This window comes from Dapis brunnea BLCC-M229, assembly GCF_050015995.1.
Classification (GTDB): Bacteria; Cyanobacteriota; Cyanobacteriia; order Cyanobacteriales; family Microcoleaceae; genus Trichodesmium.
The window spans coordinates 1-15553 of record NZ_JBNHEP010000298.1 but is presented as its reverse complement, the minus strand read 5'-3'; the positions used below and the strand labels follow the sequence as shown (position 1 = coordinate 15553).

At 38.1% G+C, this 15553-nt stretch carries 9 protein-coding genes; 6 read left to right on the top strand and 3 right to left on the bottom strand.

What is annotated here, in order from left to right; all coding sequences use genetic code 11:
* Positions 1 to 609 precede the first annotated feature (609 nt).
* Positions 610 to 1908, bottom strand: coding sequence for a glutamate-1-semialdehyde 2,1-aminomutase (gene hemL, locus ACP6PM_RS34495; RefSeq protein WP_426591381.1), 1299 nt, complete (start codon positions 1906 to 1908; stop codon positions 610 to 612).
* A 279-nt stretch (positions 1909 to 2187) separates the two neighbouring features.
* Between hemL and hisIE the strand changes: the two genes are divergently transcribed.
* From hisIE to ACP6PM_RS34470, 5 genes are all read left to right on the top strand, one after another.
* Positions 2188 to 2856 carry a bifunctional phosphoribosyl-AMP cyclohydrolase/phosphoribosyl-ATP diphosphatase HisIE gene (gene hisIE / locus ACP6PM_RS34490; RefSeq protein ID WP_426591380.1) on the top strand — a complete coding sequence of 223 codons (669 nt, stop codon included), beginning with the start codon at positions 2188 to 2190 and terminating at the stop codon, positions 2854 to 2856.
* A 685-nt stretch (positions 2857 to 3541) separates the two neighbouring features.
* Positions 3542 to 3985, top strand: coding sequence for a lipocalin-like domain-containing protein (locus tag ACP6PM_RS34485; protein WP_426591379.1), 444 nt, complete (start codon positions 3542 to 3544; stop codon positions 3983 to 3985).
* Positions 3986 to 4166: 181 nt separating this feature from the next.
* On the top strand, positions 4167 to 5633 hold the full coding sequence (locus ACP6PM_RS34480) for an alpha-amylase family glycosyl hydrolase (RefSeq protein WP_426591378.1): 1467 nt from the start codon (positions 4167 to 4169) through the stop codon (positions 5631 to 5633).
* Between the two features lie 429 nt (positions 5634 to 6062).
* The gene (locus ACP6PM_RS34475; protein WP_426591377.1) at positions 6063 to 9419 is read left to right on the top strand and encodes a lamin tail domain-containing protein; all 3357 of its coding nucleotides are present in this window, start codon (positions 6063 to 6065) and stop codon (positions 9417 to 9419) included.
* 359 nt (positions 9420 to 9778) lie between these two features.
* On the top strand, positions 9779 to 10291 hold the full coding sequence (locus tag ACP6PM_RS34470) for a PEP-CTERM sorting domain-containing protein (RefSeq protein ID WP_426591376.1): 513 nt from the start codon (positions 9779 to 9781) through the stop codon (positions 10289 to 10291).
* A 212-nt stretch (positions 10292 to 10503) separates the two neighbouring features.
* Here ACP6PM_RS34470 and ACP6PM_RS34465 read toward each other — a convergent pair whose 3' ends face one another.
* Both ACP6PM_RS34465 and ACP6PM_RS34460 read right to left on the bottom strand, forming a co-directional pair.
* Complete coding sequence (locus ACP6PM_RS34465) at positions 10504 to 10650, bottom strand: AAA family ATPase (protein ID WP_426591375.1); 147 nt, start codon at positions 10648 to 10650, stop codon at positions 10504 to 10506.
* 242 nt (positions 10651 to 10892) lie between these two features.
* Positions 10893 to 12569, bottom strand: coding sequence for an FAD-dependent oxidoreductase (locus tag ACP6PM_RS34460; RefSeq protein ID WP_426591374.1), 1677 nt, complete (start codon positions 12567 to 12569; stop codon positions 10893 to 10895).
* A 493-nt stretch (positions 12570 to 13062) separates the two neighbouring features.
* Between ACP6PM_RS34460 and ACP6PM_RS34455 the strand changes: the two genes are divergently transcribed.
* Positions 13063 to 15553, top strand: a 2491-nt coding sequence (locus ACP6PM_RS34455) for an NACHT domain-containing protein (RefSeq protein WP_426591373.1), incomplete at its 3' end; no start/stop codon positions are given.

The following is a 15553-nucleotide window of genomic DNA, read 5'->3' as shown; positions in this document are numbered from 1 at the left end:
AAGATACTCTTATCTGGAAAATTCCTCGGAACTGTTGCGTAATAGTTTTGAATCTGTATATCTGAGTCTTTGTCGATTAAACTACTAATCAAAAAAGAAAAAAGATATTCAATTTACTTCCTAGGGTAGATGTTGAGAAGATACTCTTATCTGGAAAATTCCTCGGAACTGTTGCGTAATAGTTTTGAATCTATATATCTGAGTCTTTGTGGATTAAATTGCTAATCAAAAAAGAAAAAGATATTCAATTTACTTCCTAGGGTAGATGTTGAGAAGATACTCTTATCTGGAAAATTCCTCAGAACTATTGCGCAATAGTTTTGAATCTATATATCTAAGTGCAACATTTAACCTACTCAAAGCTATGCACCTTCAATCTGTATAGCATCACCAGTTAAAGTGAGTGCTATTCGCCTATTCCTACAAAGCTCGTAACATAATATTATGAGCGCGGTTCCAATCCTGATGTGCGGTATAACCACACCTTAAACACTAAAACTTTTTATTTCCACCTAACTTATCGTGAATATACTGCTAACTCCTAACCGATCGCTGTACTTAGATGGGTAATAGAAAAATGACAAATCAACCATTACCCATTAAAAACTCTTAAAGACTGGACATAACTTCTTTTGCTGCAGCCAAAGTCCGGTCAATATCCTCCTCAGTATGCGCTAAAGAAGTAAACCCTGCCTCAAACTGAGAAGGAGCCAAATAAATTCCACGCTCCAACATTCCTCGGTGGAACTTACTAAATTTGCTTAAATCAGACTTTTTCGCATCATCATAATTGTGAACAGGTCCTTGATGAAAAAACATACCAAACATTGCACTAATATGCCCGCCACAAACAGCAATACCAGTTTCTTTTCCAATAGCCAATAACCCGTCAGCAAGTTTCTGAGTAATCTTGTTTAATTGCTCATAAGTACCTGGTTTATGTAGCAATTCCAGAGTTTTAATACCAGCAGTCATAGCCAGGGGATTACCAGAAAGAGTTCCAGCTTGATACATCGGACCTGCTGGAGCAACCATAGACATAATATCCTGACGACCGCCATAAGCTCCCACAGGTAGACCACCACCAATAATTTTTCCTAAAGTTGTCAAATCTGGAGTAACGTTAAATTTTTCCTGAGCGCCACCATAAGCAATACGGAAGCCAGTCATTACTTCATCAAACACAAGTAATGCACCGTTATCCTGGGTAATCATCCGTAACCCTTCCAAGAAACCTGCATCTGGGGTAATAAAACCAGAGTTGCCGACCACGGGTTCGAGGATAACACCAGAAATTTGGTCAGGGTTGTCGGCAAATAGTTGTTTAACTGCCTCCAAATCGTTGTAAGGAGCAGTTAAGGTATTGCTAGTCACAGACTTAGGCACTCCAGGAGAGTCTGGTAGACCAAGGGTTGCTACACCGGAACCAGCTTTGACGAGAAACATATCAGCGTGGCCATGATAACAACCTTCAAATTTAATTACTTTATCTCTACCTGTAAAGGCTCGCATCAAACGGAGTACAGCCATACAAGCTTCTGTACCAGAGTTGACAAAGCGGACCATTTCGATGCTCGGTACAGCATCAATAACCATTTCAGCCAAAGTATTTTCCAAAGCACAGGGAGCACCGAAACTTGTGCCTTTTTCCAAAACTTCTTTCAGAGCGTTTAATACTTCTGGGTGAGCATGACCACAGATAGCAGGTCCCCAAGTACCAACATAATCAATATATTTGTTGCCATCGACGTCCCAAATATAGGCTCCCTTAACTCTGTCAAATACAATTGGCTGGCCACCAACAGATTTGAATGCTCTAACCGGAGAACTAACTCCCCCAGGCATGAGTTTTTGGGCTGCTGCAAAAATTTCTTCAGATTTAGTGGTATTAAGTGTAGTAGCTACCAATTTTACTCTCCTTAATTTGTCTTTTTTTCAATCCCGATATGGGGATTTCATGTTATCACCAAATTAATATAAATCTATATCTATAATTTGAATAATTCTATCATTCCAGCAGGTATATATTTACAGTAATTTTTGGAGAATTATGAAGCTCTTTTTTGACAATTTATCTGTTTTATGATATTAGCCAAAAACAAATTAAAATTTAAGATTAAACATTCAGAAAATACTCAAAAGATATTCTAAACTCCGAGTATACAAACAAATTTTTTGGGGCACATAATGTCTACCTCCCAACCAGTAGGTTTAAGTCAATTGATTCCAGTGGAGCAGGTTCGTTACAATGAACAGGGACTTGTACCCGCTATTATTCAAGATTATTTAGATGGTACGGTGTTGATGATGGCCTGGATGAACCAGGAATCATTACAAAAAACTCTGGAAACCGGGCAAACTTGCTTTTGGAGTCGTTCTCGGCAAGAGTTTTGGCATAAGGGGGCGACTTCGGGTCATTTTCAAAATATTAAGTGGATGCGCTACGACTGCGATAGTGATACTTTATTAGTGGGAGTTGAACAGGTGGGAGATATTGCCTGTCATAAAGGGGAAAGGAGTTGTTTTCATCTGGTGGATGGGGAGGTTGTAAAACCACCAGCAGATATGTTGTCTCAACTTTTTGATGTGATTAGCGATCGCCGCGACCATCCACAGGAAGGTTCTTATACTTGTAAGTTATTTGCTGGAGGAGATAATAAAATTCTTAAGAAAATTGGAGAAGAGTCAGCAGAGGTGGTAATGGCTTGTAAAGATGATGAGAAAGAGGCGATCGCTGCGGAAGCGGCAGATTTATTTTACCATACTTTAGTTGCTCTAGCACATCATAATGTTGATTTGCGAGATGTGTATCGGAAGTTGGATGAACGCAGACCACAAAACAAATACTATAAATAGGTAACTTGGCAATAGTAGCAGATAAAAATAAGACAAGTTAGAGACTTAAGTAGCTAAAAATCTAATCTTCTGTTTTTAAGCTGTTCAGTATTTAAACCATATAGTCTAAATTTTCAGAACGGTAAAGCTGGAGATGTCTATTGAATAGAGGGTAGTCGTGTAGATGTAGTGATTTAGGCTGGAGGAAGGGAACAGGGAACACAAAAGCCCCCTAAATTCTGGATTTCATACATAATAATCTAAGATCCCTCGTTGACCTTTTATCCAAACTATCACTACATAGAGAATATAAAATCTAAAAATGAATTAATATATCTTCTCTCAAAGACCTAGCAAGTAATAATTGGAATTTTGATTAAGTACAACCCCATATGGGGAATTGGCATTAGCTCACTAAGGAATGAGAATTAAATAAAGTACAGAACTTTTTTTCATAACTCATACGGTATGGAACTTAGGCAATTTAACTTATGTAGATAATAAAATTCTCATTCCTAAGTCAAGAAAAATTTATAACTATTTTGTCAATTGAACTCTAGTATTATAGCGCTACTTGAATCGGGAATAGGGAACACTTAACTGGGAACAGTTGACTATCAAAAGGTTTCAGGATTTAGAAATGTCCGCGCCCTATTTGCGTAGTGCTATATCTGTTAATTTCTGCAAAACAAAGTCAGGAACTAAAATGACACAAAATCAATTTGTTGGAACTTGGCGACTGGTATCTTTTGAACTCAAAGATGTAAATGGTGAAGTAAGCTACCCATACGGTAAAGAGACGATTGGATATCTAATGTATGGAGAAGATGGATATATGTCGGTGGTAATTATGGCTGCAAGGCGTCCCAAGTTTTCCTCTGAAGATTTTTTTGGAGGAAGCACACAAGAGAAAGCTCATGCGGTGGAAGCATATATCTCCTATTGTGGTAGCTATGAAATTCAGGATAAAAAAGTAATTCACCATGTTAAAGCCTCTTTATTTCCTAATTGGGTTGGTACAGACCAAAAACGTTTCTTTGAATTTACAGAAGATTATTTATTATTAACGACACCTTCCTTTAAGGTGAGTGACAAACGATTAACAGGACATCTGATGTGGGAGCGTTGTACTAAAACAAGACTAACTTGATATGAGATACAGCATCAATAACCTTCTCCCCAAAGATGATGAAAAATAGGCGATCGCTTTGCAAGTGACAGATTTGTTCGATCGGACTTTAGTTGTTTTCAGCCAAAATTTCTAATGGGTTGTCATACAAATTTGCTTTCAAGATGTCATAAATAATTTTCAACTCTCAAATGTGAAATATATGATTAATCCTTCTCTCTATCAAATAAACACCCGTGTTTGGCTAAACAAATTATCTCAAGAGTTGGGTCGTCGCGCCACCTTAGATGATATTCCCGATGCAGAATTAGACGAAATAGCAAAGATAGGATTTGACTGGGTATACTTTTTAGGAGTTTGGCAGACAGGAATAATGGGGCGAGAGATATCTCGTGGCAATCCTGATTGGCGAAAAGAAGCTATAGAACTTTTTGGTGACGACTTCCAAGAAGATTATATTTGTGGGTCTTGTTTTGCCGTAACTGGTTATCACATCCATGAAAACCTCGGTGACAATGCAGCTATGTTGCGACTGCGCGATCGCCTCCATCAACGGGGGATCAAACTTATGCTTGATTTTGTCCCCAACCATACTGCTCCAGATCATCCTTGGATAGAAACTAACTCTGACTTTTATATTCAGGGAACCCAAGCTGATATCGAACGAGAACCCTACAACTATATACAAATAGAATTGCCAGCAGGTAGCAAAATATTTGCTCATGGAAGAGACCCCTATTTTCCAGGTTGGTCTGATACTTTGCAACTGAACTACGGCAACCCCAAATTACAGGAGGCGATGTTAGCAGAGTTATTCAATGTTGCTCATTTGTGCGATGGCGTTCGCTGCGATATGGCAATGCTAATATTACCAAATATTTTTGAGCATACTTGGGGTATTCCGATGGAAGCATTTTGGTCTGATGCAATTTCCCAAGTTAAACAGCAATATGCAGATTTTATCTTTATGGCAGAAGTATATTGGAATTTGGAGTGGGAACTGCAACAGTTAGGATTTGACTACACTTATGACAAACGGTTATACGATCGCGTCCATCAACAGCAGGCAATTCCAGTTAGAGAACATCTTTATGCCGATCTTGATTTTCAAAGTAAGTTAGCACGGTTTATCGAAAATCACGATGAACCCAGGGCAAATGCAACTTTTCCACCAAGAGTTCATCAAGCTGCTGCTATTTTGACTTATTTTACCCCTGGTTTACGTTTTTTCCATCAAGGTCAGTTACAAGGTTGGTCTCAGAAAATTTCGATGCACTTATGTTATGCTCCTCAAGAACGAACTGTTCCCAAATTAGAGAGATTTTACCATCAATTATTAGATTGTTTGGCTCTGGATATTGTTCGTGAGGGAAATTGGCAGTTACTCGAATGTGTAGCTGCATGGGAAGGAAATTTGACATGGAATAATTTTATTGCTTTTGTCTGGGAAGGCAAAGATGAACGACTTTTGTTAATAACGGTTAACTATGCTCCTTATCAGGGACAATGTTACGTTCATTTACCATTTGAGAGTCTCAGGGGTGAAAGGTATAGACTACAAGATTTAATGAATGATGTTAGTTACGATCGCTTGGGAGATAAGTTAATTTCACGAGGTCTGTATTTGGATGTACCTGCATGGGGTTATCATGTTTTTGATATTAGTTAGTGGCAGTCGTTGTGTTGACTAGCTCAGGAGTTGTGGAGAAACAGGGTTTCTCGACGAAAATTAGTGGGAAAACCAACAATTAGGGCAAAAAACTCGGTTTCTTTGTGTTTTTAGGCAGACTAAAAAAATAATTAATTATAACATGAAAATTAGGTTTTTGCAGCCAATAATTTATTTATTTTACATAATCTTTACAAAATTGATAGATCAAATGAAGTTTCTGTAAATATACTGAGATTTTAACCTAAATTTAACCAAAACACAAGATAGATTTGTTTAGATTAACTAAGTAATCTAACAGAAAAGGATGTGCAGGTTAATATATCTGAGTGTAAATTCACAAGAATGTGAATGTATTGTAATGTTTTGAATTTTCAAGAGTTTTCATTCATAATATCGGCCTAAAGAAAAATTGGAGAAAGTTTTCCTATGACTACACTTTTTATTGAAAATTTTGAGACTGATGGTAATGGAACTAGGTATACTACCTCAATCCCAGAATTCAGTGATGGAGCTGGTGATTTTTTCACTCGCACTGATGGTAGTAATATTGGCAGTTTTTACGACGTTGTAAATCCTGAAGGCAGCTTCTATTTCGCTGCTCAAGACATTGATGGAGAAGGTGCTGCGTCTCAGCAAACATTAACTTTCTCAGGAATTGATATTGCAGGTTTTAGCAATCTCAACTTTAGCACGCTGTTAGCTGAAGATGATGATGGTAGTAGTCAGGATTGGGATGTACTTGATTTCGTTTTATTTGAGTATCAGATTGATGGTGCTGGGTTTACAAATTTACTGGCGATTGAAAGTATTCCTGATGGTGATAACTTCAACGCTGTTCCTGCACAAGATACTGATTTCGATGGGAATGGTGATGGGACAGAGGTAACAGACACCTTTGCATCCTTCTCAAGTGCAATTGCTGGAACAGGTTCCACCCTAGACCTTCGCATTACCTTTGATCTTGACTCTGGTGACGAGGATATAGCAATTGATAACATTGAGATTACAGGTGATAACGACAATGATGGTGGTAGCTCTACCACTCCCAATCTAGTCATATCAGAAATCATGTTCAACCCTGCCAGTGCAGAAGATGATTGGGAATGGGTCGAAATTTACAACGCAGACAGCAGCACCGTTGATCTCTCAGGCTATGTACTGGACGACTTCAATTCTGTCGCCTTGGCCAGCGCGAATATTGCCAGTGGTTCCATTGACCCCGGTGCAACTGCGATTCTTTACAATGCGGATGATGTTTCTGTGGCTGATTTCACAGCAGCTTGGGGTGAGGGGATTAACCTGATTGCAGTAACTGACTGGAGTGCCTTGGGGCTAAATAATGGTGGTGACACTGTTGGTCTCTGGGATAGTTTTGCTAGCTATCAGGGTGACAATACAACTCAAGCCAATGCTCTTGTTTCTATATCTTATCCCAACATTGATGATGGTTCTGGCTCAGTATATCTGAATAATTTGGCAGATCAGAGTAGCTTTGTTCTTAGCACAGATGGCGTTGTTACACCTGCTGGTGGTGTTGCTTACACCAGTGCAGCAGCAGGGGGTAATTCAGGTGCCGATATTGGTTCTCCAGGGGGGACTCTTCCAAATGACGATAGTTTTGTGATTACACCCATTTACGATATTCAAGGTGCAGGTCACACCTCCGCTTTAGAAGGTCAAGCAGTTACCACCACAGGTATTGTCACAGCAGTAGATAGTAATGGTTTCTATCTACAAGATCCAACAGGAGATGGTAATGATGCTACCTCTGATGCTATATTTGTCTTCACTGGTTCAGCACCTGGAGTCATTGTAGGTGATGAACTACAAGTTGAAGGTACAGTCTCTGAGTTTACTCCTGGTGGTACTTCTACTCGTAACCTATCCACTACTCAGATTAGTAGTCCTACAATCACGAATATTTCTAGTGGTAATGGTCTTCCTGATGCCGTCATAATAGGTTCTGGTGGTCGCGTACCTCCAACGGAAAATATTGATGATGATGCCTTTGCCAGCTTTGACCCGACAACCGATGGTATTGACTTCTTCGAGTCTTTAGAAGGAATGCGAGTCACTGCTCAAAATGTAGTTGCTGTTGCTCCGACCAACCGCTTTGGTGAAATTTTTACCGTTGTTGATAATGGTGTAGATGCTACAGGAATTAGCGATCGCGGTACACTTAATATTAGCCCCAATGACTTCAACCCCGAAAAAGTTCAAATTGATGAAGATTCAGGGGTTTTTGACTTCAACTTCCCTAATGTTGATGCTGGAGATAGTCTGGGTAACGTAACTGGGGTTGTCAACTACAGTTTTGGTAACTTTGAAATCCTTCCCACTGAAGACTTCACGAGCAACATTACCTCTGCTAACTTACAACCTGAAGTTAGTTCCATAGTAGGAAGCAGCGATCAACTAACAGTTGCCAGTTACAATGTTCTCAACCTCGATCCAGTAGTTGAAGATGTTAATCTTGTGGACGACAATGATCCGCGTGACGTTGATGATGACATTGGAGATGGTCGCTTTGATGCTATTGCTGCTCAAGTTGTCAATAACCTAAATGCGCCAGACATTATTGGGTTACAGGAAGTTCAAGACAACACAGGAGCTGAGATTAACGACGGTGTTATTTCTGCAAATGTTACACTTCAGACCTTGGTGGATGCGATCAGTGTAGCAGGTGGTCCAACTTACGAATTTATTGACAATAGCTTTATTACTGAGGGTGCTAGCGGAGGTCAACCAGGAGGAAATATCCGGACTGCTTTCTTGTATAATCCTGCTCGTGTTGATTTAGTCGATGGTTCCGTTCAAACTATTGGAGACCAAAATCCTGGTAGTGCTTTCGATGGCGCTCGTCTACCACTGGTTGCCGACTTTGAGTTTAACGGTCAAGAAGTTAGTGTTGTGAGTAACCACTTCTCTTCCAAGGGAGGTAGTGCGCCTATTCTCGGTATTGAACAACCTTTTGATGCTCGTCAGGAAGACGTAACCGTTAACGGTAGTCTAGATGAACGACAAGCTCAAGCAAACGCAGTCCAGGGATTTGTTACAGATACTCTAACTGCTGACCCCAATGCAAATGTTGTAGTGCTAGGAGACTTCAACGAATTTGAGTTTGTTTCTCCACTTGATACCCTGGAACAAAATCTGACCAACTTAACAGAAACACTACCTGAGAATGAGCGTTATAGCTTCATCTTCCAAGGTAATTCTCAGTCTCTGGATCATATTTTGGTGAGCGATAGCTTGGATGAAGGCGCTGAATTTGACATTGTTCATGTGAACAGTGAATTTGCTGAAACCAATCAGCGAGCAAGCGACCACGATCCATTAATTGTTAGTTTGAATTTACCAACTCCTGGAGAAGTAATTGAGGGTACTCGACGTCGGGATAATTTGATTGGAACCGATGGAGATGATACTATTACTGGTTTCCAACGTAGAGATACTCTCACTGGTGGCGGTGGTGACGATACGTTTGTCTACACTAGCTTGCGAGATGGACGAGACACTATCACTGATTTTGAAGTTGGTAGCGATAAAATTGACCTAGCTGAAGTATTGGATGGTGTGGGTTTTGAAGGTGTTGACCCGATTGCTGACGGTTACGTTGGTTTCCGTTATCGTCATGGAAATACTATCCTGACTATCGATCCTGATGGTACTGCTGGTCATGGTCGTCCTCGCTCCTTATTGTTAGTGCAAGATGTTAATCCTGCGGAATTGAATAATCCAGATAATTTCATTTTTTCCGATCTACCTGATATAGCATTCTAGTGAATATAATGGCGATCGCTTACACAGGCGATCGCTCTTTTTCTAAATCTTCAGACTATGGAAAAAACTCAAAGTGTGAGTTCTTTCACTCAATTACTGCATCTTAAATTTTCTTTCAGACATCAGTATTATCACTATTGCCATTACTCGTAAAATTTTGTATAGTAGTAAAAAAGCAAGGAATTTTTCTGCTATCGTCCAAAAGCTACAGGGTGTTTAATAGCTTTGAAGAACAGAAACCGGGTTTATATTAGATACCACGATACTAATATCTGTCTTCCATAAACCCGGTTTATTACAACTCCTTCCAGTTATCAGAAAAACAACAAATATTTGTTACCTTTTACCAAAACAAAACCATGACTAACATTTTTCAAAAGTTATATTTCGTTGCTACAAGCGCAATTCTCAGTTTTGCTGTAATTAATACTAATCCAGTTAATGCAGCTTCAATTATTTATGATTTTGAAGTTAGTATAGATTCAGGTTCTTTAGCTGGTGAAACATACTCTGGATTTTTTGAATTTGATGATTCTAATTTATTAGTTTCCCAATTCAGTTTAGATTTCGAGGGCGTTAACTACACTGAAGATGATTTAATCGATCCAGAGGTATTTTTTGACGGTCAATTCCTGGGATTAATTACTGATGTTATAGATACAGATGTTGAATTTTCTTTTTTAGAAGCTGTACCTGAAATTAATGAGCCAGCAGCTTTTATATACTTTATTGATGGACAAGAAGCAGCAGGAGATATCGAATACACTTTACGTCCAGATACCCCAGTATCTACACCTGAACCAACTGCTGTTTTCAGTTTATTAGCTTTGGGTGCTGTAGGTGGTAGTGGTGTTTTGAAGAAGAGAAAGTAAACATCATTATCAAAAAATGCAGCATTATTTTTCAATAAATATGTGATATTATGTCCGGATAATAGAGCGATAAAACTACGTTTCGCTTTGCGTTTCATGTAGCGTTTCATGTCGGCGACAGCCGAAAAGCGAAACAAAAAGTTTTTGTTTGTAGTAGGGCTTTAGCCCTATTTATCTTCGGGCTAAAGCCCTACTACGAGCTTTAATTATAACTATTCAACCATAATTGTTGATTTACCACTACCATTAGAACCCAAAAATACAGTTAATGGAGTGATTTTTTTTAGTTCTAAATCGCGCATATCCCGATAGTTTTGCACTCGTAAATATTCAATTCTGGGAATAGATTTTTTGGGCATTGTTAGACAGGTTATTACTAGAACGTCTAGCTTTATTTTGTCAGTAAGTTTCATAAATTAAGACCTCTCCCCCAACCCCTCTCCTGCAAGGAGAGGGGAGTTTCTCCCCCTTCCCTATCCCCCCTTTCAAAGGGGGGATAGGGAAGGGGGTTGGGGGGTTAGGTTTTTAACACACATTTTCAACCTAGACGCACTACTACTTATTTTTTTTAGCTACTTCTCTATAATTATATAACTTCAAATTATTTGACATGACTATAATCTCTATTTCCAGTTCTATTTATACCTCTTAATTTTGTCTTCCTACCAGTCAAGCTTTCTAATTTTTCCCGAACTTCAGCAGAGGTCATTTGATTTAAGGGTATACCTTTTTGATTAGCCATAGCAGCAGCAACTCCTATTACTTGCCCTTGATAAATACTCATAGTTTGAATTCGTGAAGCTGCTACAGCAATTCCTAAATATCCAGACGATCGCCCTAAAACTGCTAAGTTATTCACATTTTTAGCTAAAGCACTTTCAATACCAAAGTTGTATCTAGGTAGAGGTAAATAGTTGATACCTAAACCTTTAACACCACCCCGAAAATCAAATTCATAAGAAAAAGTACCAATAGAATTTTTTGCTGAAGTTCCACCTTTGATAATTTCTTTTCCTGTCAATGGGTCAACAACATCAGTAATATTTAAACTATGTCTAATATAAACTTCTGAGGGGATAACTACTTTGACATCTTTCCCAGATATTTGCCTCAACCAAGTCTCAATTTCTTTCATTTCTGTAATCATTTCCTGGATTGGTTTAAAGTCATTTAGTTCTATTTGTCTGACTTTTTTACTGTCATATTTAAACAAAAATCCATTCAAAGATAATGAACGTTTACCTAGACGACAAATATTCAGCTTATCAAATAAAAATATTGATGAAAAACCTAGATTAAATGAATGTTTTCGATGAATATGATAGGCTCCGGCTAAGGCAATACTTCTATTTATATAGCCGTCTTGATATGTTTTAATTATTGGTAATCTAAACTTTGCCAGGGTAAAATTAGCATTGGGAGGAGCTTGTTCGGATTGAATTTTTGTCTTGATTTTTGCCATTAGTTGGCGATTATAAAGTATTTTTGATTCTAATTTTTGGAAATCGTAAATACTTAAACCAGTTACAGTCGGAACAATGGAAGTTGCGATAGTTTCATTCTGTAATTTATGGTTTTGTGATGCAAATCCTAAAGAATAAGGTACTCCTGCTTTTCTGGCTAATTCTGCATCTTGAGTCGTGTCTATAAATGCAGAGGCTTTGACTCTAATATTCGTACCATTTATCTGCACAAATTTAATTTTTTGATTTTCTACATAAGGAGTAATAGCAGCATTAGAAATAACCATAATTCCTGCTGCTTCTAACATTTCTTTCATGGCTTTTGCTGCAAGGTCTGGAGTAACACAAGCTTCAACAACTTTTGCTTTTTTCAAAAAGTTACGAAAGCACTGAGAATAAGGTTGATTTTGCCAACCAGGGGTTTTATCATAGTCGAGGTAAGCTAGGGCGCCTCTTGTTAATAAACCACCTAAAAGTTGATAGTCATAATTGGAACGCATTAATACTACTTTGCCTGTAGTTCCTAATGTTTTTTTCGCCCAAATAGCAGCACATATTCCTTGAAGCTCATCTCCATAAATTACAATGTCAAAGTTTTTATAAGTTGATAGTGGTGGTTTTGGCAGTTTAGATGGAGAGGGGGAAGGAGTGGCAGGAGTAAGTGAATCATTCGGAATATTTTTTGGTGTTATATTCTGCCACAATGTAGAGAGAAAATTATTACTAACTTTAGGTAAATGTTGAGCAGCGCTTAATGGAATTAATGATAAAAATGCGGTAATTAAAATTAATCTTTTTGGGTAATCAGAAGGCATACATTTTTGGGATAATTCAACCGTTTCAGGGAAGTTAAAAGTTAAAAGTCAAAAGTTAGATTTTACAGGCTCAAAAGTTTGACGCTATGGTAATTTTAGGAAATTATTTCACATCTAAAGTTTGAAACTATTTGTGGGATCTCTAAAATGAATTGGTATAAGGTCAACTATCTTACTATACTAGGTTTTGTGGCGAACTATTACAACATTTTAGGTGTGTCACATCAGTAGTGTCGTGTCAAGCTTGAAAATGTGGGTTAAAAAACCTAACCCCCCAACCCCCTTCCCTGCAAGGGAAGGGGGAGTATTTCTCCCCTCTCCTTGCAGGAGAGGGGTTGGGGGAGAGGTCTTCTAGGTTGCTCGCTCCTTACCTACATTTTTAAGTGTGTCATCCCACTACAATAATGAACTGGCGCTAAAGCGCAACTACAAACAGACAAAAGTTTTAATGACTATAATTAAAAATAACTAACACATAACAGGTTAAATAATTATGCTTGAATTGTTAATTGCTTGGGGGGGTAGTGAAGCGGTTAAATTTATTGCTGGGGAAGTTATTGGAGAATTAGCTAAGGGTACTGCTGAAGACTATGTTAAAGACTTTTTTAAACAGGGTCTCTCTGATGCTATTGGTGGGATAAAAAATGGAAAACCTTTACAAAAAGCTACGGCACAAGCAATTAAAGATTTTTTAGATTTAGGAAAGCAAGAGTTAGAAAATGCTGAATTGAGTGAAAGTGAGTTAAAGGAATATTCTAAATTTTTCAAACAGTTTATTAAAAATCCGTCGGTATTAGAGGTTTTGGTTAGTGCTTTTGATAATAATCTCAAACTTTTAGATACTAATAAATTGGCTACTACTTGGAACGAGATTAATTCACCTTTACCAGATGATTTTGACTGGGAATTTCTTGCCAAGCAATATCGGAGAAATGTTAAAAATATTATCCGGCAGTCTGATGAATTACGGGCAATATTAGATTCTGAGAATCTGGAGAAATCGGCAAATAAAAACTCTGAAATTAGACCTGAATTTGACCTCAAAAAACATCAAGAGGGAATCCGAGAACAATATGGAAATCTGAAATTAGAAAGTTTAGATACGAGTGGTTATGGTTATAATGAATTGAAATTATGGCGAATGTTTATTCCTCAAAATGTGCGAGAATCTCAAGAATTTATGCCTCAAGTACATGAGATTCCTAAAGAATATTTGAAGCAATTAAAAGATAGTGGTCAGCTTGAGTCAGATTTTTCTCCAGAACAATTGGAAGGTCGCCGTCGGAGATATTTTGAACAGCAAACTCGCTCGGTTTTAGAATTAATAGAAGACAACAACTATAAATATTTAGTTATTCTGGGCGACCCCGGTTCTGGTAAGTCTACTTTATTACAATATATTGCTCTACAATGGGCAGAATTACCTCGAAAAGATTTATCTTTAAAGCCAATTCCTCTGTTAATTGAACTGCGGACTTATGTGCGTAACCATAATGCTAATCAATGTAAAGATTTTCTAGAATTTTTGGAAAAAGGTAGTGGTGTAACTTGTCGTTTGCCTCAACAGGAACTTCATACAAAATTCCAAAATGGTGATGCAATTGTAATGTTTGATGGATTGGATGAAGTTTTTGAGCCTGCAAAACGAGAGGAAATAATTACTGATATTCATCGGTTTACTAATGACTATAAAAATGTGCGAGTTATTGTTACTTCGCGGGTAATTGGTTATAAGCCACAAAAACTCCGAGATGCTGAGTTTTATCATTTTATGTTGCAAGATTTGGAAGATGAACAAGTTGAGGATTTTATGCAACGTTGGCATAATTTAACTTATCAGGATGAGGCAGAAAGGGAGAGGAAAAGGGAAAGGTTGAAACGGGCAATTAAGGATTCTTCAGCTATTAAGGAATTGGCAGGAAATCCCCTTTTATTAACTATGATGGCTGTCTTGAATCGTCATCAAGAATTGCCGAAAGATAGGGCAGAACTTTATAATCAAGCTTCGCGGATTTTATTACAGCAGTGGGATATGGAACGGACGCTGGTTGATGCGAATCTTAACCCGAATACTATTGATTATAAAGATAAACAGGAAATTTTGCGCCAGGTAGCTTCTTTTATGCAGAGGAATAAAGAAGGTTTGGCTGGTAATTTGATTTCTGAAAAGGATTTAGAAAAAATTATCAGGGATTATCTAAAAAGTGTAGATATTAATGATGCGAGAAATATGGCTAGGGTGTTAATGGAACAGTTGCGGAGTCGTAATTTTATTTTGTGTTTTGTTGGGGCTGAATATTATGCTTTTGTGCATCGAACTTTTTTGGAATATTTCTGTGCTTGGAGTTTTGTTTGGGACTTTAAGGAAACACAAAGTCTGGGAAGAGATGACTTGATAAATGATGTTTTTGGGAACCATTGGCGGGATGCAAAATGGCATGAGGTGTTGGGGTTAATTGCTGGGATGATTGATGCTAAGTTTGTGGGAGAAATTATTAGTTATTTGATGGAGCAAGAGGGGGAAGAGGAAAACTTTGTCAATTTATTTTTGGCGGGTAAGTGTTTGTTTGAAGTTAGGAGTCGTCAGAGTATTGGTGATGTGGGGAATCGGTTATTAAATAGGTTAAAAGATTTGACTGGGTATGACCTTGGTTATTATTATAGACCTTATGACGATGAGGGAAAGCTAGTTCGTGAAATTCGCACTAAAGCGGTGGAGGTACTAGCAACAACTTGGAGGGATGATAATTCAACTTATATTTGGCTCAAACAAAGGGTTGTGTCTGATGATACTTCGAGTGTGCGAATTGAAGCGGTGCGACAAATTGCTACTGGTTGGAAAAATGAAGAGGGAATTTTAGAATTACTCAAACAATGGGTTGTGTCTGATGAGAGTTCGGATGTGCGACGTGCAGCGGTGCGACAAATAGCTACTGGTTGGAAAAATGAAGAGGGAATTTTAGAATTACTCAAACAATGGGTTG

Coding starts and splice junctions, on each gene's coding strand:
- hisIE (WP_426591380.1), top strand. CDS start 2,188: ATGTCTACCTCCCAACCAGTAGGTTTAAGTCAATTGATTCCAGTGGAG.
- ACP6PM_RS34470 (WP_426591376.1), top strand. CDS start 9,779: ATGACTAACATTTTTCAAAAGTTATATTTCGTTGCTACAAGCGCAATT.
- ACP6PM_RS34460 (WP_426591374.1), bottom strand. CDS start 12,569: ATGCCTTCTGATTACCCAAAAAGATTAATTTTAATTACCGCATTTTTA.
- ACP6PM_RS34480 (WP_426591378.1), top strand. CDS start 4,167: ATGATTAATCCTTCTCTCTATCAAATAAACACCCGTGTTTGGCTAAAC.
- ACP6PM_RS34465 (WP_426591375.1), bottom strand. CDS start 10,650: ATGCCCAAAAAATCTATTCCCAGAATTGAATATTTACGAGTGCAAAAC.
- ACP6PM_RS34485 (WP_426591379.1), top strand. CDS start 3,542: ATGACACAAAATCAATTTGTTGGAACTTGGCGACTGGTATCTTTTGAA.
- ACP6PM_RS34475 (WP_426591377.1), top strand. CDS start 6,063: ATGACTACACTTTTTATTGAAAATTTTGAGACTGATGGTAATGGAACT.